Below are 20,036 nucleotides of genomic sequence, written 5' to 3'. Positions count from 1 at the left end.
AGGAAGTCCCCGGTGACCACGCAGAACCGTGGCTCGATCGCGAAGGTCGTCAGCGCCAGTCTCATCGGAACGACGATCGAGTGGTACGACTTCTTCCTCTACACCTCCGCCGCAGCGCTGGTGTTCGGCAAATTGTTCTTTCCCACCAACGATCCGTTGACCGGCACGCTGCTGGCCTTCCTCACCTACGCCGTCGGTTTCCTCGCGCGGCCCATCGGCGGGCTGGTGTTCGGCCACTTCGGCGACCGGGTCGGCCGCAAGAAGCTGCTGGTGCTGAGCCTGCTGCTGATGGGCGGCTCGACCTGCGCGATGGGCATCCTCCCGACGTACGCCAGTGTCGGTGTCCTGGCGCCGATCCTGCTGACGCTCCTGCGCCTGGTGCAGGGTTTCGCGCTCGGTGGCGAATGGGGCGGCGCGGTGCTGATCGTCTCCGAACACGGTGACGACAAACGCCGCGGGTTCTGGGCGTCGTGGCCGCAGTGCGGCGCACCGGGCGGGAACCTGCTCGCGACGGCGGTCCTGGCGATCCTCGCCGCGACACAGTCGGACGAGGCGTTCCTGAGCTGGGGCTGGCGGGTGCCGTTCCTGCTTTCCGGTGTCCTCGTGGTGATCGGGCTGTGGATCCGGCTCGCGGTCAGCGAATCGCCTGTTTTCCTGGCGGCGCAGGAGAAGAGCAAGCCCGAGCATGCGCCGGTCGTCGAGGTGTTCCGGAACCACTGGCGCGCGGTGCTGATCACGATCGGCTCGCGGATGGCGGAGAACGTCTCGTACTACGTGATCACCGCGTTCATCCTCGTTTACGTCACCACCGGGCTGAGCCTGCCGAAATCGGTGGGACTCAACGCGGTGCTCATCGGCTCGGCCGTGCATTTCTTGACGATTCCCTTGTGGGGCATCCTTTCCGACCGGATCGGACGCCGGCCGGTGTACCTCTTCGGCGCGATCGGCATGGCGCTGTGGAGTTTCGCGTTCTTCGCGATGCTCAACACGAAGAACCCGGGCCTCATCATCCTCGCGGCGACCATCGGGCTGGTCCTGCACGGCGCGATGTACGGCCCGCAGGCCGCGTTCTTCTCCGAACAGTTCCCGACGCGGGTGCGCTACACCGGCCTCTCGGTCGGCGGGCAGCTGTCGTCGATCGCGGCCGGCGCGGTGGCGCCGCTCATCGCGGTCGCGTTGTTCAAGGAGTTCGGCAGCACGGTCCCGGTCTCGCTCTACGTCGTCTCGATGTGTGTGCTGACCGTCATCGCGTTGCTCGCCGCCCGTGAGACCAAGGGTGAATCCCTCCACTCCGAAGTTCTCACGGAGCGCACGCACGTGTCAGCATGACCGTTGTGGACGGTTCCGAAACCGCCAGGGCGTTGCGCCGGCTGCTCGAACTGCTCGCCTCCGGGGCGGGCAGTGAGCAGCTGGCGCATGTCCCGGCCGATCCGAAGGCGACTGAGCTGGCGCTGCGGATCCGGGACACCGTCGCCGAGCACCGGCGTCGCGAGGCCGAGCTGGCGGCGTTGTTCGACACCGCCAGCGACCTCGCGCGGCTCGACGATCCGGACGCCGTCCTGCGGTCGATCGTGCGCCGGGCGCGGGCGCTGCTCGGCGTGGACGTCTCCTACCTCAGCCTCAACGACGAGGCCGCGGGCAAGACCTACATCCGGGTCACCGACGGATCGGTTTCCGCGCTCTTCCAGGACATCGTGCTGGGGATGGGGGAAGGGCTCGGCGGGCTGGTCGCGCAGACCGCGCGGCCGTACGCGACGGCCGACTACTTCCACGACGAGCGATTCCACCACACCTCGCCGATCGACACCGGCGTGCTGGACGAAGGCCTGACCGCGATCCTCGGGGTGCCGCTGGCGATCGGCAGCAAGGTCATCGGGGTGCTGTTCGCCTCGGACCGGGGCGCCAGGGAGTTCAGCCCGGAAGAGGTCGCGCTGCTTTCGTCGCTGGCCGACCACGCCGCGATCGCCCTGGACAACGCGCATCTGCTCGACGAGACGCGCCGCGCGGTCGCCGAGCTGAACGGCGCCAACGCGACGATCAGCGCGCACAACGAGGCGATGCGCCGCGCGGAGGACGCGCACGACCGGCTGATGGATCTGGTGCTGCGCGGCGGTGACCTGGCCGAAGTGGCCGCCGCGGTCGCGGGCGTGCTCGGCGGCGGAATCACCGTCTACGACGCCGACGGCGCCGCCCTGGCCGGGACCGAAGGGGAGCTACGTCTCTCGCGAGCCGCGGTCTCGGCGTCCCGGACGAGCGGGCGTGCGGTGTCCACTAAGGACGGCTGGGTCTGCGCGGTCCAGGCGGGGCAGGAGTTCCTGGGCAGTCTGGTGCTGAGCGGCGGCCCCTCGCTCGGCGAGGCGGACCGGCGGCTGTTCGAGCGGGCCGGCGTGGTGACCGCGGTCCTGCTGATGCAGCGGAGGTCCGTCGCGCGGGCGGAGGACGAGGTCCGCGGGGAGCTGCTCTCGGATCTGCTCACCGCGCCGGGCCGCAATCCGGCCGCGCTGCTGGCGAGAGCCCGGCGCCTGGGGGTCGATTTGTCGACACCGCATGCGATCTTGGTCGCGCACTCCGACGATGTCTCGCGGCGACGGCTGGCCGCGGCCGCCGTGCGCCACGCCGATCTCGTCGGTGTCCACGCCGACGAGGTCGTCCTGCTGGTCAAGGGTGGCGATCCCGGTGTGCTGGCACGTACGGTCGTGGCCGAACTGACGTCCACAATGGACTGTGCGGTGACGGTCGGCGCGGCCGGTCCGGCGGCGTCCCCGCGGGCGCTCGCCGAGGCGCATGCCGAAGCCGCGCGCTGTGTCGCGTCGCTGCTGGCACTTGGGCGGGTCGGCGAGGGCGCGAGCATGGCCGATCTCGGGTTCGTCGGGCTGCTTTTAGGCGAGCACGCCGATCTCGCCGCGTACGTGACGGCCACGATCGGGCCGGTGCTCGACTACGACGAGCGGCGCGGCACGGATCTGATCGGCACACTGCGCGCGTATTTCTCCTGCGGCGGCAACCTGACGCGGGCCAAGGACCTGCTCCACGTGCACGTCAACACCGTCGTTCAGCGGCTGGACCGCATCGCGTCGCTGCTGGGCGAGGAGTGGCAGTCGCCCGAGCGCGCGCTGGAACTCCAGCTCGCGCTCAGGCTCCACCGCCTCACCAGTGACCGAAACGAATGACCTCGGAGAAGTCCCGGCGCGCGATCTTCGTCGCCGAAGATCCGGGTGACGGGCCGGGTTCGTCGCTGTGCCCGAGGGCGATGACACCGATCGGGTCGTGATCGCCCGGTACCCCGAATTCGGTGTGGAGGAGTTCCACGCTTTCCGGGGCGAGCCCGAAGAACACGGCGCCGAGACCTTCGTCCACCGCGGTCTGGAGGATCAGCATGGTCGCCATCCCGGTGTCGACGTCCCAGTACGGCACGCGCCACCAGGAGTCGTCTCCTTGGGCGAAACCCTTGTCGGGCTTGGCATAGCGATCGAGGTAGGCGTTCTTGACCGAGAGCGGCACGATCGCGACCGGCGCCGTCGTCACCGTTCCGGGTGCCCAGCTCGCCGCGAACTCCCAGAATCGCCGGAGTTCTTCGCCGGTGAGGACGAGAAACCCTTGTCCCTGGGAGAAACCCGCTGAAGGGCCACGCAGCGCGTTGCGCAGAATGCGCTGCAGGCTCTCGTCGGCGACGGGTTCGTCGGTGAACTTCCGGACCATGCGACGGCGTCGTACGACGTCCTGGAATTCCATCTGACCAGCCTAGTGCTCATCGGAGCGCGCAAGTGGTCGCGAGATCGCCCGCCGCACGCGGAATCGTCGCCGAGGCAGGCGGACGGACGCCGTCGAGCCAGCCTTCCATCGTGGTGAACGCCGTCTGGAAACAAGGACCGAGGGGCCGCAGCTTGTCGGGATAGGCGTCATAAAGACCGTCGACATGGTTGCCGTCCACGATCCGGAAGTACCGCTGCAGACCGGCGCGGCCCTGGGCGGCGATCATCCGCTGGTAGACATCGGAATCGCGGGTGATCGGCAGGAGCGTGTCGAGGGTGCCGTGCAAGGTGATCAGCGGTTTCCCGATCCGGCCGGTCAGCGAGATCCGTTCGACGGCACGGTGGACCGCCGGCGGACGAGCCGCGTAGTCGTAGCCCGGGCCGGTGAACGACGGATCGAATTCGGCCTGGTAGATGTGCTGGGTCAGCTCCCAGTAGACCTGGTTGTGGTACGGCCACAGGAATTCCGAACCCGGCGCGAATCCCGCGTCGAGGATCGCCTTGTGCGCTTCCGCGGAACCGGCGGCGTAGTCCGGGTAGGCCTTGATCGCGGGCGGCAGGAAGGTGAACAGGTTCGGCCCGTCTTCGTGCCAGAGCGTGCCCTCCCAGTCGATCCCGCCGTCGTAGAGCCATGGCCGGTTCTCGAGTTGCCAGCGGACGAGGTACCCGCCGTTCGACATCCCGGCGGCGAGCGTCCGGTTCGGCGGACGGCCGTAGCGGTGCGCCGCCGCGGCCTTCGCGGCGATCGTCAGCTGGGTGACCCGGGAGTTCCACTCGGCGAGCGCGTCGCCGGGGCGACGTCCGTCCTCGGAGAAGGTGGCGCCGGTGTTGCCCTTGTCGGTGGCGGCGAACGCGTAGCCCGCGGCGAGGACCTGGTCGCCGATGGCGCGGTCGTTCGCGTACTGCCGGCGCACGCCGGGCGAGCCCGAGACCACGAGGCCGCCGTTCCAGCGGTCGGGCAGGCGCAGCACGAACTGCGCGTCGTGATTCCAGCCGTGCGCGGTGTTGGACGTCGAAGTGTCCGGGAAGTAGCCGTCGATCTGGATACCGGGAACGCCTTGGGGGACAGGGAAACCGGCCGACGTCAGCCCGGCCCAGTCGGCCTGGACGGTATGCCCGGTGGCGAGCGTGCCGGTGGTGGTCAGATCGTCCAAGCAGGACAGTTGTTGTTTCGCGGCGCCGGGGACGCGCACGTTCGTGCATCCACTCGCCGCCGCTTCGGCGGGTGTTATCAGGGCCAGCATCATCGCGAGGACCAAGGTGAGCCGCATCGGCCGACGGTAAGCAGGTCCGGCGTCGATCGGTACCTGGTGCGACCACACAAAACGCGTACCCGCTGTGGTGGTCGTCCACGGGGGAACCGGCGGTCAGGCGAGAACGGCGTCCAACAGTCCCGGGAAGCGGGCGTGGACGTCGTCGGTCCGTAGCTCAACCCAGCGCGTCCGGCCTTCGACGAACGTCGTCGTGAGGCCGGCCTCGCGCAGGACCTTCCAGTGGTGGGAGAGCGTCGGCGCGCTGATCTCGACGTCGTACTCGGTGATAGCGCAGCTTCGCGGCGAAGGATTGCTTCGCAGGGCACGGATCAGCTCCAGGCGCACGGGATCCGCCAAGGCCTGAAGCACCGGCACGATCTCGATCTCCGTGGTCGCCGGTTGCGGCAACGTGCTGCTCACTTCTCTCCAATAGTTTGACAGTCATCAAAGAGTCCGGCCATCATACCTCTCATGACGATTCGACGATCATCAAATGATCGGCTCGCTCTGGGGGCTCTGCTGGTACTCGCCGTCGGGACTTTCACCGTCGGCACCGACGCATTCGTCTTGAACGGGCTGCTGCCCACCATCGCCGCCGACCTGCGGGTCTCCGAAGCCGCCGCGGGCCAGTTGACCACGGTCTTCGCGGTGACCTACGCGGTTTCTTCGCCGCTCATCGCGGCCTTCACCGGAAAGCTGGATCGGCGCTGGGTACTCGGCGCCGGGATGCTGTTGTTCACCCTCGGCATGGCAGGCCAGGCTGTCGGCGAGTCGTTCGCCGTGGTCGCCGTCGCGCGAGTGCTGGCCGCGCTCGGCGCCGCCGCGTTCCAGTCCAACGCCTACGTCCTCGCCGGTGCGCTGGCTTCGGACGAGCGGCGTGGCCGCGCGCTCGCGACCGTCGCCGCCGGGATGAGCGTGTCGATGGTGCTCGGCGTGCCGATCGGGGTGCTCGCCGGGAACTGGTTCGGCTGGCGGACGGTGATGTGGGGGATCGGTGCGGTGGCGGTGGTCGTCGCGCTGCTCGTGCCGGCGCTGCCCGCGGTCCGGGTCCCGTCGGCGGGCCTGCGCGAACGGCTCGCCGTCATCGTGCGGCCGCCGATCGCGCGCGTGCTGGGCGTGAGCGTCCTCGGCACGGCTGCGGGCTTCGCGGCCTTCGTGTACCTGCCAGTGCTCGTCGCTCCCGTGGCCGCGGGCGCGACGATCTCTTGGCTGCTCGTCGGTTTCGGGGTCGGGCAGATCGCGGGCAACGCCTTCGCGGGCAGGGCCACCGACTCGCTCGGCTCCAGCCGCGTCCGCTCGATTTCGCTCGCCGGAACCGTGGTGACGTTCGCGCTGCTGGACCTCGCCGTGCTGAGCCTGCCCGGATCTCTCGTCCTCGCGCTGGCTTCCGGGGCGTTCGGCGGGATGCTCATGGTGCCGCAGCAGCACCGGCTGTTCTCACTGGCGCCCGACGCGCCGACGGTCGCCCTGGGGCTCAACGGTTCCGCGATCTACGGCGGCGGTGCGCTCGGGGCCGCGCTGGGCGGAGTCGTCCTGTCGACGGCCGGTGTGGGGTGGATCGGACCCGTCGCCGCCTTCGTCGCTCTACTCGCCTTCGCGCTAGCGCTTTCTTCGCGTACTTCGGTGGCCCAGCCCGCCTGACCAAAAGTGAGAGCAAGGGACCTTTAGTGCCGCTTGTTTAGGCACGCTAAGTAAGCGGTAGCAAAGGTCCCTTGCTCTCTTTTAGCAGGTCAGGGAGTTACTTGGCGGAGAGCTGAGCCGACCAGCGCTCCTCGATTCGGCCGAAGCGCCAGACGAGGAGCGCGAGGATCCACGTAACCACGAAGAGCGCCACGACCGCGTAGCCGACGTAGTCCAGACTCAGGCTTCCGATGGCCGCGAGCGGCCCGGTGGTAATGCTGAGCCGTTCGGTGAGGATCGAGATCAGCTCGATCGTCCCGATGATCAGCGCGACCGCGACGGACAGCGCGGTCACGGTGAGGTTGTAGTAGATCTTCCGCACCGGCTTCGCGAAGGCCCAGCCGTACGCGTAGTTCATGAAGCATCCGTCGGCGGTGTCGAACAGCGACATCCCCGCCGCGAACAGGATCGGCAGCACGAGAATCGCGTACCAGGGCAGGGAGAACGCGGCCGCGCCGCCGGCGAGCACCAGCAGGCTGACCTCGGTCGCCGTGTCGAAGCCGAGGCCGAACAGCACGCCGATCGGGTAGATGTGCCACGGCTTGCGCACGGCCTTCGTGGCACCCCGCAGCAGCCGGTTCATGAAGCCGCGGTTGTCGAGTTGCCGCTCCAGCGCCGCTTCGTCGAAATCGCCGTGCCGCATCCGCCGGAACACCTTGATGATGCCGAGCAGCACCACCAGGTTCATGATCCCGATGAGGTACAGGAACACCGCCGACACGGACGTCCCGATCAGCCCGGTCGCCTCGTGCAGCGCAGACGAGTCGTCCTCGACGGCTCCCGCGAGCGCGCGGACGCCGAGCGACAGCAACAGGCACAGGACGAAGACGATCGTCGAATGTCCGAGGGAGAACCAGAAACCCACCGAAAGCGGGCGCTGTCCTTCGGCCATCAGCTTCCGGGTGGTGTTGTCGATCGCCGCGATGTGGTCCGCGTCGAAGGCGTGCCGCATGCCGAGCACGAACGCGGTGACGCCGAGCCCGATCCCGAACATGCCCGTGGCGCCGAGCTCATATTGGCGCGGCGCCACGAAAAGCGTCAGGACCCCCCAGCCCACGACGTTGAGCAGCAGGATGAATCCGGCCATCCCGGCGACGGACGCCCGTTCGCGTCGCGTGAGGGCGAGGCGTCGGGATGAACGGGGCTGTCCGCCGGTGCTCATGACCACCCGACCTCTCAGTCCGAATACCTGAGAGCCTAAGCAGATGAGCAGGTGATGGGCAATCAGCGATATTTCAGCTCGCGCGCACCCGCAGGGAGTCGAGAGCCTTGCGTACGTGCCCGTCGCTGGTCACGAGTGCCTTCGCGGCGTTGGTGACGTCCTCGCCGGACAACAGGTGGACCAGCGCGACCTTCAGGTCGCCCTCGGCCTCGGTGAGCGCGTCGGAACAGTCCGCCATGCTCATCCCGGTGGCCTCGCGCAGGATCCGGATGGTGCGTCCGCGCAGCTTCGCGTTGGTCGCGCGCATGCTCACCATCAGGTTCGAGTACGTCCGGCCGAGCTTGATCATCGTCGCCGTGGAGAACGCGGTGAGGATGATCTTCTGCGCCGTGCCCGCCTTCATCCGCGTCGACCCGGCGATCGCTTCGGGGCCGGTGTCCACGGCGATGAGGACGTCGACCCCGGGCGGGGTCACCGCGGCCGGGTTGCCCGAAACCAGGGCGGTGCGGGCGCCGAGACGGCTGGCCGCGGCCAGCGCGCCGAGCACGAAGGGCGTCCGGCCGGAAGCCGTCAGCCCGAGCACGAAGTCGCCGGGTGCGACGGCCTCGGCCACTTCGGCGGCTCCGGCCTTCGCGTTGTCCTCGGCGTCTTCGACGGCTTGGCGCAGTGCGCGCTCGCCGCCCGCGTGATGCGCGATGAACCAGTCGGACGGCACGTTGAACGTCGGCACGAGCTCCGCCGCGTCCAAGGTGGCCAGCCGGCCGGAAGTGCCGGCCCCGAAGTAGTGCACGCGGTGCCCCGACCGCAGCGCTTCCACGGCGAAATCGACTGCCCTGGCCACCTGCGGCAGAACCGCGGCGACGGCATCAGGGACCCGGCGATCCTCGGCGTTGATGGCGCCGAGGATGCCGATGGTCGACATCAGATCGATGTCGGTCGTCCGTGGATTGCGCTGTTCGGTTGGCGAATCGACGTGCACCACCTGGCGTGGGACGGTCATCATGCGCCTCACTTTTTCGCTCATTTGCCGGTTTCCCGCGGCCGTCGCCTGCCGTCGGGCCGCACGCCCATCCGGTGCGAACCAACCGCGTCCCTGGTTGCGTCGAGTGCGTTGACCGACGCGTCCATGTGCCGCTGCGCGACACCGATGAACAGGCAGTCGATGACGGTCAGCTGCGCGATGCGACTGGCGGTCGCACCGGAACGGAACGTCGTCTCACGTGCGGCCGTGGTCAGCACGTGGTCGGCGACCTCGGTGATCGGCGACCGCGGGAAGTTCGTCACCGCGACGGTGATCGCGCCGTGCTCGCGGGCCACCCGCAAGGCCTCGACGGTGTCCGTGGTCGCCCCGGTGTGGGAGATGCCGATCGCGACGTCTCCGGGGCTCAGCACGGCCGCCGAGGTCAGCATGATGTGCGTGTCGGACCACGCGAAGCTGACCCGGCCGATGCGGTGCAGCTTCTGCTGCAGGTCCGCGGCGACGAACGCGCTGGCGCCCACTCCGTAGACGTCCACACGGCCCGCGCCGGCCAGCATGTCGATCACGCGCTGTAGCGACGGGACGTCGAGCTGTTCGGCGGTCTCCTCCACGGCACGAGCGTCCGCGAAGCTGACCTTGCTGATCACCGCGGCCAGATCGTCGTCCGGGCCGATCTCGCCGCCGAGGTTCCGGCTCGACCGGGCCTCCGTGCGGGCGGTATCGGCCGCCAAGGCGATCCTGAGCTGCGGATACCCGCCGACCCCGACCGCCTTGCAGAACCGCGTGACCGTCGTTTCGCTCGTGTTCGCCGAGAGTGCGACCTCGGTGATGCTGCGCCGCGCGACCCTCGCGGGGTCGTCGAGGACGACCTTCGCGACACGCTGCTCGGCCCGGGCGAGTCCGGGAAGGAGGGAGCGGATCCGGACCAGCGGGCTCGCGTCGGCGTCTCGTGTCGGCTGTACCGGCACGCCATTGGACGGTGCGGCCACGATCACAGATTCGGTATCGCCCACCGTGGGAAAGTTACTAACCGTTGGCATTTGCGACAAGGCTACCCACACCCTTCAGGAAGATCGCAACCTATCCGTGTCTGCGGATTCGATTTACGATTAATCGTTGACCAGAAAGTCGCTAACCAGGTCGTGGTCGTTAACGAGGTCGAGCTAACGACTTGGCAACTTAGTGTCGCGATGCAAGCGGCTGTGTCCCGGTGAACGGGGCACTCTGGTCAGCTCAGCGGAGCGGGGTGGTCACCTAGCGCTCAAGTTCCACCCGGACGCACTAAACGCGGCGGGGTCTTGCTCACCGTCCAGCAGTGAATGGCCGCGTTCAGTGACTTTCACACTGTCCAAAGAAATTCCGCGTCCGGTGTAACGAGCGTCGGTCGTGTAACGCCACCGGAGGGTGATTTGTGAGCTTTGCGACACCTCGGCGCCGGCCCGCCACCAAGCCCGATGACCGTGGCCGCCTAGGCCCGCTAGGTCCCCGGCGGGAGCACCTGGTCCGCTCGCACGCAGAGTAATCGTTTTCCAGGTGATTCCACCGTCGGTGCTCGTCTCCAAGAAGAGCGAATCACTGGGTCCCTCGGTGTCCACGAAGGCGTCGAAAGAGACCTTCAGCGGGCCTCCACGGGTCCGCAACGGCGGCGTCGTGAGCGTGGCTGTGGAGACGTCTCCGGCGCCGCTGAACCACGCGTCCCGGCCGCGTACCGGGCGGACCGCCATCGCCTTCGCGAGCGAGCTCGCCCAGGCCTCCCTGGCGAGGTTGATCGAGCCCCAGTTCCGCGTCGGGTGCACGCGGTTGGTGAGCAGGATCGCGAACGACCTCGAGAGCGGGTCGATCACCAGCGAGGTTCCGGTGAACCCGGTGTGCCCGGCGGTCGACGTCCCGGCGAGCGCGCCCATGTACCAGGGCTGGTCGAGTTCGAACCCGAGCCCGTGGGAGTCGTCCGGGAATTTGTGGTTGTAGTTCGTGAGCATCGAGCGCACCGTCTCCGGGCGCAGGATCCGCTGCCCGCGGTACGCGCCGCCGTTGAGGAGAGCCTGCGCCAGCACGGCCATGTCGGGCGCCGTGGAGAACACCCCCGCGTGCCCGGCGACGCCGCCCAGCGACCACGCGTTCTCGTCGTGGACCTGCCCGCGGACCAGCCCTCGCGGCGGGTTCACCGAGTATTCGGTCGCCGCGACCCTGCCGAGCTTCGACGCCGGCGGGTTGTACCCGGTGTCGGCCAGGCCCAGCGGGGCGGCGATCCGGTCCTGGACCACCTTGTCGAGCGGCGCTCCCGCCAGTTTCTCGACCAGGAGGCCGAGCGTGAGCAGGTTGAGGTCCGAGTAGAGGTATGTGCTGCCCGGCGCGTTCTTCAACGGGCTGTCGAGGATGGCCTTGCGGCGCGAGGGGATGTCCGGGTAGCCGCCCCACAGCGACGGGACCGGCGCGGCCGCGAACCCCGAAACGTGGGTCAGCAGCTGCTGGACGGTGACGGCCTCCTTGCCGTTGACCCCGAACTCCGGCAGGTACCGCACCACCGGCGCCGCGACGTCCAGCTTGCCCGCCTCGGCCAGCTGCATCACCGCGATGGAGGTGAACAGCTTCGAGATCGAGGCCATGTCGAAGATCGTGTCGGCGCGCATCGGGACCTGCTGCTCGGGTGGCAGTTCGGTGCCGTTCGCGTCGGCGTACCGGACGGCGCCGCCGACGGCCTGGCGTTCGACGATCACCCCGTCGTGCGCGAGCAGGCCGACAGCGCCGGAGAAGTGCGGGTGCCCGGTGGAATCCGGCTTCGTCCAGCTCTCGATGAACCGCTCGGCCGCCTTGATGGGCGCCGGATCGAGCCCGACGTCGGAAGGTGCCCCGTTGCGGAGCACCGTGGACGCGGGCGCGAAGCCCTCGCGCGGCTTGTCGAACCGGCCCGCCGCGCGGTTCTGCTGTTCGGTACCCGGAATCGCCTGTGCTCCCGCCGTCGACAGCGTGGTCGCCGCGACCATGACGGAGACAGCCGCGATCAGGATCTTCCTAGCACGCAAGGTCGTTCCCCTCAGCGGTAGATGAGATGGCGACGGCGTTTCCGGTCGAACTCGGCCAGTTCGGCCTGCCAGGAACCGACGATCTCGGCCACCCCGGCGCCCTTGTCGATCATCGTGCGCAGCCTGTCCGATCCCGAGAGCTTGTCGAGGAAGTTGTCGGGTCGCCACTTGAACTTGTCCGGATGCACCTGTTTCGCGGTGACGAACATGGTGACCGCGGTGCGGATGGCGTCGAACTCCCGCGGGTCGGTGATCGTCACCTGCACGCCGCCGCAAGGCTCGTTGACGAACTTGCCGAACGTCGGCACGAAGTACGCCTCGCGGAACTTCACCCCCGGCAGGCGCAGCTCGCCGAGCTTCTCGCGCCAATGCCAGTCCAGGCCCGGCGCGCCGATGATCTCGAACGGCCTGGTGGTGCCGCGGCCTTCGGAGAACACGGTGCCCTCGAACATCCCGGTGCCGGGATAGACGAGCGCGGTGTCCGGCGTCGGCATGTTCGGGCTCGGCGGGATCCAGGTCAGCCCCGTGCGGGCGAAGAGCTGATCCCGCCGCCAGTCGCGGACCTCGACGATCTCGAGCTTGCCCGGCGTGACCCCTTCGGCCGGGAGGAACTCGGCGGCGAAGAACCGCGCGAGTTCACCGACGGTCATGCCGTGCTGCTGCACGATGGGTTTCCGGCCGACACCCGAGGCGTACGCGGGGTTCAGCATCGGCCCGGCGGCCTTGCCGCCCAACGGGTTCGGCCGGTCCAGCACGACCACCGCCGCGCCGACCTTCGCCGCCGCGACCATCGCCGTGTACAGCGACCAGATGTAGGTATAGAACCGCGCTCCGACGTCGGCGATGTCGAAGACGACGGTGTCGACGCCCGCCTTCGTGAACATCCCGGCGAGCTTCGCCGCGTCGGCGCCGTACGCGTCGTACACGGGCACGCCGGTGCGCGGATCGGTGTAGTCGCCTTCGGAGCCGCCAGCTTGCGCACTGCCGCGGAAGCCGTGTTCGGGACCGAACGCGGCGAGCGGGCGGACGCCGGCGGCGACCATCGAATCGACGATGTGGTCGCCGTTCGCGAGCACACCGGTCGGGTTCGACAGCACGCCGAGCTTGCGCCCGGCCAGCGCCGCCCAGCCGCGGGCGGCGAGCACGTCCGCTCCGGTCCGGGTGAGCGAGGGACCTTTGCTCTCACTTTCCGCCTGAGCCCCAGCCCGACCCTGAGCCGGGGCTTGGGCCTGGGCGACCGTGGACCCGGCGGTCAGTGCCGGGACCGCGAGCGCTCCGGCGGCGAGGAAATGGCGGCGCTTGAGGTTCACCAGGTCAGCCCGTGGCCGAAGGGGTACTTCACCGTGCCCACGTCCTTACCGGCCGGGACGTCCACCGGCAGCTTGCCCTGCGGCTTCACCTTCCCGAGGATCACCTTCGCCAGTGCCTCGACCGACGGCGTGATGTAGCCGTACGTCGCGAGCCAGGTCTTGACCGGGTTGTCGTAACCGGCGTCGTAGGGGATCTGTGCGGCGACGGCGACCACCGGCTTACCGGTGTCGGTCAGCGCCTGCAACAGCTTGCCCTGTAACGGGAAAGTGCCGACGTTGTTGGTCAGCACCACGACCAGGTCCACGTTCTGGGCCGCGGCGACGGCCTGCGCGATCTGCGCGTCGGTCGGTGCCTGGCCGGTCTGCAGCGCGGTCGCGCTGGTGCCGTGCGCGGTGAGCTTCGAGGCCAGCGCGGTGGTCGTGCTCGCGCCCCAGCCGGTCACGAGCGTCTTCGCGGGCTGCTGCTTGAGCGGCAGGACCCCGGCGTCGTTACGGATCGCGGTGACCGACCGGTCGGCGATGCCCTGCGCGGTCGCGAGGTTGGCCGGCGTGCCGACCTTCGAGGCGACCTTGGCCGGGTCGACGAACGGCGAGGTCAGGATGCCCCGGTTCAGCTTGAGCTTGAGGATCCGCAGGACGCTCTCGTCGATGCGGCGCTCGGTCAGCTCGCCCTTGCGGACCGCGTCGAGCACCGAGTTGATCGCGAGGTCGAGGTTCACCGGCATGAGCAGCTGATCGACGCCCGCCTTGAGCGCCAGCACCGGGATCTCCGCGTCGCTGTGCAGTTCACGGACGCCTTCCATCGACAGCGAGTCGGTGACGACGACGCCTCGGTAGCCGAGTTCGTCGCGCAGCTTCCCGGTGAGGATCGGCTTCGACAGCGTTGCGGGCTCACCCGACGGGTCGAGGCTCGGGAACTGGATGTGCGCGCTCATGATCGAGTCGATGCCCGCCTTGATGGCGGCCTTGAACGGCGGCACGTCGGTCTCGCGCCAGCTGGCTTCGGACCGGTCGATCCGGGGCAGTTCGTGGTGACTGTCCGTCGCCGCGTCGCCGTGGCCGGGGAAGTGCTTCGCGGCGGCCGACACGGTCTCGGAGCGTCGTCCGGAGTCCTGGAAGCCCTTCACCTGAGCCGCGACGTACTGGCTCGCCAGATCCGGGCGGCCGGAGAAGGAGCGGACGCCGATCACCGGGTTCGCCGGGTTCGAGTTCACGTCGGCGTCCGGCGCGAAGTCCTGGTTGATCCCGACGGCCCGCAGTTCGTGCCCGAGGATCCGCGCGGCTTCCTGGGCGGCCTTGGTGTCGCGCCCGGCCGAAATCGCCATCGCGTTCGGCAGTTCGGTGGCAGGAGCACCCATCCGGGTGACTGTGCCGCCCTCCTGGTCGGTAGCGATCTGCAACGGGATTCGTGCGCCGCTGCGGATCGCGGCCCGCTGGAGCCCGTTCGACAGCTTGGCGACCTGTGCCGGATCGTCGAAGTTGTCGCGGCTGTCGTTGTTGAAGTAGATGACGCCGCCCAGGTGGTACTTCTCGATCACCTGCGCCGGGGTGTCCACGCCGAAATCCGCCTTGTTCTTGGCGTTGACCTCGTCGGCGGTCTTCCCGTTCACCCACGTGACGAACAGCTGGCCGACCTTCTCCTCCAGGCTCAGCCCACGCAGCGTCCGCTGCGCCTCCGCGTCGGCCGTCACCGGCTGCGCGCTGGCCGGAACGCCTGCGACGGCCAGGGTGAGCAAGCCCGCGAGGGGTACGGCGAGCGCATGGATCCTCCGATGACGGGCGTGCGCGGTTCGGTGCGTCACCTCAAGCCTCCCAGACACGTGCCGACTCACAGATGGAAAGAAGTCCACCTGGAAGCACTGATATCCGGAAGCTACCCACGAGCACTTTGCTTGTCCATCGGCCATGCGCACGAACGGTCCGTTCATACACAAAGGGACGCGAATCGGCATGTCAGGCTCGGAAACCCGGATCGGCGCCGGGTGCATGACCGGTACCTGTCACGACGGACAGGGGAGAAAAAGGTCCATAAACACTGGCGGCGCCCGTCGGCCGAAGCCGACGGGCGCCGCCTGCAAGCGCGAACCACTCGGGCGACCAAGCGTGCAACTCTGGTCGTACCTTCATGGACTCGGCGTCCGGCGTCCCGGTACGCAGTCCCTAGACGACGAGCCTCCCGCGGCGCGCTGCGCGTGGGTACCCGGTGTCCGCGCACGGAGATTCGCCGGGGTGGAACAGGCTTCTCTTCTACCTGTTCCCTGGCCGACCGAACGTCCGCACCTACTTTCTACGCCGTGAGCCGGGTCACTTCAAGTGCGCAGACGGGTGCACCGGTACAGAGGCTCGATCTAGTGACACGGGTACCCTCCGCGACGGACAATTCACGGTCCTGCCTCAGAAAAGCCGGTGAGGTACCGCCGTGTGGGTGTGGCTTCAGTGGTCACCATCGGAAGTGGCGCCAGGCGTGATCAGGCACCGCACTCGCGTGATCAGAGGCGTATCTCGCGTGATCAGACGCCGCACACGTGAGTACTAGCGGGTGCGTTTGCGCCGGTTATAGCCGTACCAGGTGGCGCCCGCGGCGACGGCGCCGAGCGCGACCAGGCCGGCCGAACGGGCCGGGATCCGGGTCCGCAGCGACATCGGATGCTCGAACGCGAGGATCTCCCAGCCCTGCTCGGTCGCGTGCTTGCGCAGCATGCGATCGGGGTTGACCGCGTGTGGCCTGCCGACGACCTCGAGAAGCGGGATGTCGGTACTGGAGTCGGTGTAGGCGTGGCACTGGGTGAGGTCGTAGCCGTAGGTCGCGGCGAGTTGCTTCGCGGCGACGGCCTTGTTCTCGCCGTAGCAATAGAACTCGACTTCGCCGGAGTAGCGGCCGTCCACGATCTGCATCCGCGTGGCGACACTGCGCGTCGCGCCGAGCATTTCGGCGACCGGGGCGACGACCTCTTCGCCGGTCGCCGACAGGATCACGACGTCGTGGCCGTCCGCGCGGTGCGACGAGATCAGTTCGGCGGCTTCGGCGTAGACGAGCGGATCGACGACGTCGTGCAGTGTCTCGCGGACGATCGCGGACACCTGGGCGACGTCCCAGCCGGTGCACAGCGCCGAAACCTCGGCGCGCATCCGCTCGGTTTTCGCCGCGTCCGCGCCCGCGAGCGAGAAGACGAGTTGCGCGTACGCACTGCGAAGCGCGGCTCGACGGTTGATCAGACCTTCGCGCAGCAGAGGTTTGCTGAAGGCCAGCGCGCTCGATGACGCGATGATCGTCTTGTCGAGATCGAAGAACGCGGCGACCGGAGTCGGCGTGGTGCTGGGTCGGTCCACCCGGCAAGGATAGGAGAGCCGGGTGACGGCTCGCCCGTTGGCTGACCACGATCGGGATACGGCGGTGGAAAATTCACGACCGCACAGGGGATTCGGCGTGTCGTGCCGTTATCGAATTGTGGGTACCGGCGCGCACCACAACGGGCCGATACCGGAGTTACAGTGAGATTGTCCGGTTGCGAAACCGGGCTCAGGTTCAGTCCGACCCCCCGGGGCTGAACCCCAGGCGGCCCCCGTCCCTCCCCCCTGGCGGGGGCCGCCCTCTAACTTCCTTCCCGGTCAAAAGGTTTAGACCTTTATGGCCGCGAAAAGCCCGGTGGCACAAGGTCGAATCGATCGGTGCCCCGGGATTTTTCTTTTCCCCCAAGGCCTTTTGAATCCGAAGTGTCCGGCTGCACCGAAGGCGCTTTCGAAGAAGAAAAGGCGGGAGTGTGCCATACGGGGCCGACATAACGGCGGGAAAGGTGGGTCCCGGTCGCCGAGTTGTCCACAACACCCCAGTTGTCCACAGGCGGGACGGAATGGCGTTGTGCGGTGCCGGGACTCGGCGCGACCGTGGAGTCACCGAACGAATCCGACCGAACCCCTGGGGGAGTCATGGCCGAAGAACACCCGCTCGTCGTCGCCGGAGACGACACGGTGCTCGACGAGATCCTGCGCGTGGCGGCGGCCGCGGGCTGTGAGGTCGACCGGGCACCCGATCTGCACGCCGCCCGGGGAAGATGGGCCAGGGCACCGCTCGTGGTGCTCGACGAAGAAGCCGCGCGGTTGCCGAATCGCCTGCTGCGGCGGAACAAGGTCCTCCTCGTCTGCAAGGGCGCGCCGACACCGGAGACGTGGGAACGCGCCTTCAACACCGGTTCGGAGAAGGTCCTTTCGCTGCCGGACGAGGAAGGCGACCTCGTCGGGGCGTTCGCGGACGTCCTCGAGGGACCGGCGCGTGACGACGGTGTCGTCATCGGGGTCATCGGCGGCCGAGGCGGCGCTGGAGCCTCCGTGCTGTCGGCCGCCATCGCCTGCCGGGCGGCCCGGTCCGGGGGCGGCGGGCTGCTCGTCGACTGCGATCCGCTCGGCGGCGGGATCGACATCCTCCTCGGCGCCGAACGGGATCGCGGGCCGCGCTGGCCGGAGCTCGATCTCGGCGGCCGGGTCTCTATGACGGCGTTGAGCGAAGCGCTGCCGAGAAAGCGGTACGCGACCGGATCACTGTCCTTTGTGTCCCATGGCCGCGAGGTCCTCGGCCCCGAGCCGGGCGCGATCGAGGCCGTCCTGTCCGCGGGACGGCGATCGGGCCGGACGGTCGTCTGCGACCTGCCGAGACAATTCGGCGCGGAAACCTCTGCCGTCGTCGGGCTGGCCGACCTGGTCGTGGTCGTCGTCCCCGCCGAACTCCGGGCCTGCGCTGCCGCGAAACAGGTCCTCGAAAGGCTCGAACCCCAAGCCAGGCGGATCGGTATCGCCGTCCGCGGCCCGTCGGCCTCCGGGCTGGCGCCGCTGGAGATCGCCAGTGCCGTGGGCGCCCCGCTCATCACGTCGATGGGCCGCGAGCGGTCTCTCTCGATGGCGCTCGACCGCGGTGAGTTCATGGTGAAGCACCGCGGGCAACTGGCCACGGCGGCCGCCGACGTCCTCGCGGCCGTACGCGGAAATCTGGCCGGTGCCTCGCGATGAACGACGAACTGGTCGAGCGCGTCCGGCTGCGGCTGGCCGGATCGGCCGTTCCGGCGGACCCGGTGAGCGTGGCGCGGGCCGTCCGCGCGGAGGCCGGTGGCGCGCTCGGACAGGACGCCGTTCTCGATGCCGTCCGGCTCGCTCGAGACGAATTCGTCGGCGCCGGCCCGCTCGCGCCGCTGCTCGAAGATCCCGGCACCACCGACGTGCTCGTCACCGCACCGCACGAGGTCTGGGCCGACACAGGTGAGGGGCTGGTGAGGACAAAAGTCCGTTTCGTGAGCGAAGAGGCTGTACGCAGACTGGCTCAGCGGCTGGCCCTCGCCGCCGGCCGGCGGCTCGACGACGCGCAGCCGTTCACCGACACCTGGCTGCCGGGAGTGGGACCGCACGGTCGCATCCGGTTGCACGCGGTCCTCCCGCCGCTCGCGCCCGCTGGTACGTCGCTTTCCTTGCGCGTCCTGCATCCCGCCACCCACGACATCGCCGCGCTGCGGCTGCGCGGAGCCTTCGGTGCCGGTGGGGCCGCGCTGCTCGACTCGGTCATCCGGCGACGGCTCGCGTTCCTGGTGACCGGCGGCACCGGGGCGGGCAAGACGACCCTGCTCTCCGCGCTTCTCGGCGCGGTGCCCCCGGCCGAACGCATCGTCTGCGTCGAGGACGCGGGCGAACTGCAACCGGACCATCCCCAGTTCGTCAGCCTGATCGCCAGACCTCCCAACGTCGAAGGAGCGGGTGAGGTCGGGATCGGCGAACTGGTGCGGCAGGCCCTGCGGATGCGCCCGGACCGCCTCGTCGTCGGCGAGGTGCGCGGGGGCGAGGTCTGCGCGCTGCTCAACGCGATGAACACCGGCCACGAGGGCGGCGCCTGCACGATGCACGCCAATTCCCCGTCGGAGGTCCCGGCCCGGATGGAGGCGCTGGCCGCGCTCGGCGGGCTGAACCGGGGCGCGCTGCACAGCCAGCTGGTCGCGGCGGTGCGGGTCGTGCTGCACATGCGCCGGATGCCGAGCGGGATCCGGCGGCTGGACGAGGTCGGCGTGCTGCGGTCGCTGCGCGGCGAGGCCAGTGTCGTCCCGGTCTGGAGCAAGGGCCGCTGGATCGGGGACGAGACACCGTTCGAGGAGGTCGCGGCATGACCCCCTGGTTCCTCCTCTCCTGCGGTGCCGGGCTGGCGTGCTGGCCCAGAACGGTGGCGGGCACTTCGTTCGCCTGGCGCGTTCCCCAGGCCGCGCGTGCCGGGTTATGGCTGCTGCCCGCGGTCCTCGCGCTCGTGGTCCTCGGATTCGGCGGCGCGGTGGCGACCCTGGTCCTCACGCTGACCGTCCGCCAGGAGCACCGGAACCGGGCACGGACCAAGGCCGCTCTCGCCGAAGCCGAACTCACCGCGTCCGTGCTGCGGACGATGGTCGGCGAACTCCGGGCCGGTGCCCATCCGGTGACGGCCGCCGAAGCCGCGGCCGAGGCCGTACCCGCCGCGTCCGGGCGGTTGCGCGGACTGATCGCGGCCGCGCGGCTGGGCGGGGACGTCGCCGATCCGGGAGTGCCGCCGTCGCTGGTGAACGCGTGGACGCTCGCGAACCGCTTCGGGCTGCCGATGGCCGACGTGCTCGACGCCGCCAGGCGGGACGCCGAGGCGGGCATCGGCTTCGGCCGCCGTCTCAAGGCCAAGATGGCGGGCCCGCGGGCGAGCGCCGCTGTGCTCGCCGTACTCCCGCTGGGATGCGTGCTGCTCGGCGAGGCGATGGGGGCCGATCCGGTCCGGGTCTTCACCGAGACCGGCGCCGGCCAGTTGCTGCTAGTCCTGGGCAGCGTGCTGATCTGGGCGGGTACAGCCTGGTGCCGCGCGCTCACCGGGCGGGTGTCGCCGTGCTGA

At 69.1% G+C, this 20,036-nt stretch carries 16 protein-coding genes; 6 read left to right on the top strand and 10 right to left on the bottom strand.

All coding sequences use genetic code 11. From position 1 onward, the window contains the following. Nucleotides 1-12 precede the first annotated feature (12 nt). A complete protein-coding gene (locus ACLJRL_RS10600; RefSeq protein WP_410655910.1) occupies nucleotides 13-1,329 on the top strand; it encodes an MFS transporter in 1,317 nt (438 codons plus the stop codon). Further along, on the top strand, nucleotides 1,326-3,170 hold the full coding sequence (locus ACLJRL_RS10595; RefSeq protein ID WP_410655909.1) for a helix-turn-helix domain-containing protein: 1,845 nt from the start codon (nucleotides 1,326-1,328) through the stop codon (nucleotides 3,168-3,170). Before ACLJRL_RS10600 ends, ACLJRL_RS10595 begins: the two co-directional genes overlap by 4 nt. On the opposite strand, the gene ACLJRL_RS10590 is transcribed toward ACLJRL_RS10595, so the two are convergent. The 3 genes from ACLJRL_RS10590 to ACLJRL_RS10580 all read right to left on the bottom strand — a co-directional run bounded on the left by ACLJRL_RS10590 (nucleotide 3,148) and on the right by ACLJRL_RS10580 (nucleotide 5,425). Further along, nucleotides 3,148-3,732, bottom strand: coding sequence for a nitroreductase family protein (locus ACLJRL_RS10590; RefSeq protein WP_410655908.1), 585 nt, complete (start codon nucleotides 3,730-3,732; stop codon nucleotides 3,148-3,150). The two genes, ACLJRL_RS10595 and ACLJRL_RS10590, sit on opposite strands and share 23 nt — an antisense overlap. 16 nt (nucleotides 3,733-3,748) lie before the next feature. Next, nucleotides 3,749-5,023: a tannase/feruloyl esterase family alpha/beta hydrolase gene (locus ACLJRL_RS10585; protein WP_410655907.1), complete on the bottom strand. Its 1,275-nt coding sequence runs from the start codon at nucleotides 5,021-5,023 to the stop codon at nucleotides 3,749-3,751. A gap of 96 nt (nucleotides 5,024-5,119) precedes the next feature. Beyond that, on the bottom strand, nucleotides 5,120-5,425 hold the full coding sequence (locus ACLJRL_RS10580) for an ArsR/SmtB family transcription factor (RefSeq protein ID WP_410655906.1): 306 nt from the start codon (nucleotides 5,423-5,425) through the stop codon (nucleotides 5,120-5,122). A gap of 51 nt (nucleotides 5,426-5,476) precedes the next feature. Between ACLJRL_RS10580 and ACLJRL_RS10575 the strand changes: the two genes are divergently transcribed. Continuing rightward, nucleotides 5,477-6,646 carry an MFS transporter gene (locus tag ACLJRL_RS10575; RefSeq protein ID WP_410655905.1) on the top strand — a complete coding sequence of 390 codons (1,170 nt, stop codon included), beginning with the start codon at nucleotides 5,477-5,479 and terminating at the stop codon, nucleotides 6,644-6,646. Nucleotides 6,647-6,743: 97 nt separating this feature from the next. Here ACLJRL_RS10575 and ACLJRL_RS10570 read toward each other — a convergent pair whose 3' ends face one another. The 7 genes from ACLJRL_RS10570 to ACLJRL_RS10540 form a co-directional block, all read right to left on the bottom strand. Then, nucleotides 6,744-7,847: a HoxN/HupN/NixA family nickel/cobalt transporter gene (locus ACLJRL_RS10570; RefSeq protein WP_410655904.1), complete on the bottom strand. Its 1,104-nt coding sequence runs from the start codon at nucleotides 7,845-7,847 to the stop codon at nucleotides 6,744-6,746. A 73-nt stretch (nucleotides 7,848-7,920) separates the two neighbouring features. Next, nucleotides 7,921-8,850 (bottom strand): N-acetylmuramic acid 6-phosphate etherase, encoded by a 930-nt coding sequence (locus ACLJRL_RS10565; RefSeq protein WP_410655903.1) that lies wholly within the window; start codon nucleotides 8,848-8,850, stop codon nucleotides 7,921-7,923. A 17-nt stretch (nucleotides 8,851-8,867) separates the two neighbouring features. Beyond that, nucleotides 8,868-9,839, bottom strand: a complete 972-nt coding sequence (locus tag ACLJRL_RS10560) for a MurR/RpiR family transcriptional regulator (RefSeq protein ID WP_410655902.1) — start codon at nucleotides 9,837-9,839, stop codon at nucleotides 8,868-8,870. Between the two features lie 237 nt (nucleotides 9,840-10,076). After that, nucleotides 10,077-11,810 (bottom strand): serine hydrolase, encoded by a 1,734-nt coding sequence (locus ACLJRL_RS10555; RefSeq protein ID WP_410656168.1) that lies wholly within the window; start codon nucleotides 11,808-11,810, stop codon nucleotides 10,077-10,079. Nucleotides 11,811-11,860: 50 nt separating this feature from the next. Beyond that, nucleotides 11,861-13,159, bottom strand: coding sequence for an exo-beta-N-acetylmuramidase NamZ domain-containing protein (locus ACLJRL_RS10550; RefSeq protein ID WP_410655901.1), 1,299 nt, complete (start codon nucleotides 13,157-13,159; stop codon nucleotides 11,861-11,863). Next, nucleotides 13,156-14,961 (bottom strand): glycoside hydrolase family 3 protein, encoded by a 1,806-nt coding sequence (locus tag ACLJRL_RS10545; RefSeq protein WP_410655900.1) that lies wholly within the window; start codon nucleotides 14,959-14,961, stop codon nucleotides 13,156-13,158. The genes ACLJRL_RS10550 and ACLJRL_RS10545 overlap by 4 nt, the downstream gene beginning before the upstream one ends. 730 nt (nucleotides 14,962-15,691) lie before the next feature. Beyond that, the gene (locus tag ACLJRL_RS10540) at nucleotides 15,692-16,489 is read right to left on the bottom strand and encodes an HAD family hydrolase (protein ID WP_410655899.1); all 798 of its coding nucleotides are present in this window, start codon (nucleotides 16,487-16,489) and stop codon (nucleotides 15,692-15,694) included. Between the two features lie 597 nt (nucleotides 16,490-17,086). On the opposite strand from ACLJRL_RS10540, the gene ssd reads away from it, so the two are divergent. Genes ssd through ACLJRL_RS10525 form a run of 3 tightly spaced genes read left to right on the top strand, consistent with a single transcriptional unit; the run spans nucleotide 17,087 to nucleotide 20,036 of the window. Continuing rightward, nucleotides 17,087-18,160 (top strand): septum site-determining protein Ssd, encoded by a 1,074-nt coding sequence (gene ssd / locus ACLJRL_RS10535; RefSeq protein ID WP_410655898.1) that lies wholly within the window; start codon nucleotides 17,087-17,089, stop codon nucleotides 18,158-18,160. Further along, entirely contained in the window at nucleotides 18,157-19,299 is a 1,143-nt protein-coding gene (locus ACLJRL_RS10530; protein ID WP_410655897.1) for a TadA family conjugal transfer-associated ATPase, read from the top strand. The genes ssd and ACLJRL_RS10530 overlap by 4 nt, the downstream gene beginning before the upstream one ends. Then, on the top strand, nucleotides 19,296-20,036 hold the full coding sequence (locus ACLJRL_RS10525) for a type II secretion system F family protein (protein WP_410655896.1): 741 nt from the start codon (nucleotides 19,296-19,298) through the stop codon (nucleotides 20,034-20,036). The genes ACLJRL_RS10530 and ACLJRL_RS10525 overlap by 4 nt, the downstream gene beginning before the upstream one ends.

The organism is Amycolatopsis sp. lyj-112 (assembly GCF_046549055.1).
In the GTDB taxonomy this organism is placed as follows: Bacteria; Actinomycetota; Actinomycetes; order Mycobacteriales; family Pseudonocardiaceae; genus Amycolatopsis.
Note: the sequence above shows the minus strand (reverse complement) of the source record. Positions and strands in the feature narration are given on the sequence as shown.

Bases quoted from the DNA above. Each gene is read 5' to 3' on its own strand.
- ACLJRL_RS10585 (WP_410655907.1), bottom strand. From the start codon at position 5,023: ATGCGGCTCACCTTGGTCCTCGCGATGATGCTGGCCCTGATAACACCC.
- ACLJRL_RS10555 (WP_410656168.1), bottom strand. From the start codon at position 11,810: ATGGTCGCGGCGACCACGCTGTCGACGGCGGGAGCACAGGCGATTCCG.
- ACLJRL_RS10575 (WP_410655905.1), top strand. From the start codon at position 5,477: ATGACGATTCGACGATCATCAAATGATCGGCTCGCTCTGGGGGCTCTG.
- ACLJRL_RS10595 (WP_410655909.1), top strand. From the start codon at position 1,326: ATGACCGTTGTGGACGGTTCCGAAACCGCCAGGGCGTTGCGCCGGCTG.
- ACLJRL_RS10565 (WP_410655903.1), bottom strand. From the start codon at position 8,850: ATGATGACCGTCCCACGCCAGGTGGTGCACGTCGATTCGCCAACCGAA.
- ACLJRL_RS10530 (WP_410655897.1), top strand. From the start codon at position 18,157: ATGAACGACGAACTGGTCGAGCGCGTCCGGCTGCGGCTGGCCGGATCG.
- ACLJRL_RS10570 (WP_410655904.1), bottom strand. From the start codon at position 7,847: ATGAGCACCGGCGGACAGCCCCGTTCATCCCGACGCCTCGCCCTCACG.
- ACLJRL_RS10590 (WP_410655908.1), bottom strand. From the start codon at position 3,732: ATGGAATTCCAGGACGTCGTACGACGCCGTCGCATGGTCCGGAAGTTC.
- ACLJRL_RS10525 (WP_410655896.1), top strand. From the start codon at position 19,296: ATGACCCCCTGGTTCCTCCTCTCCTGCGGTGCCGGGCTGGCGTGCTGG.
- ssd (WP_410655898.1), top strand. From the start codon at position 17,087: ATGGCCGAAGAACACCCGCTCGTCGTCGCCGGAGACGACACGGTGCTC.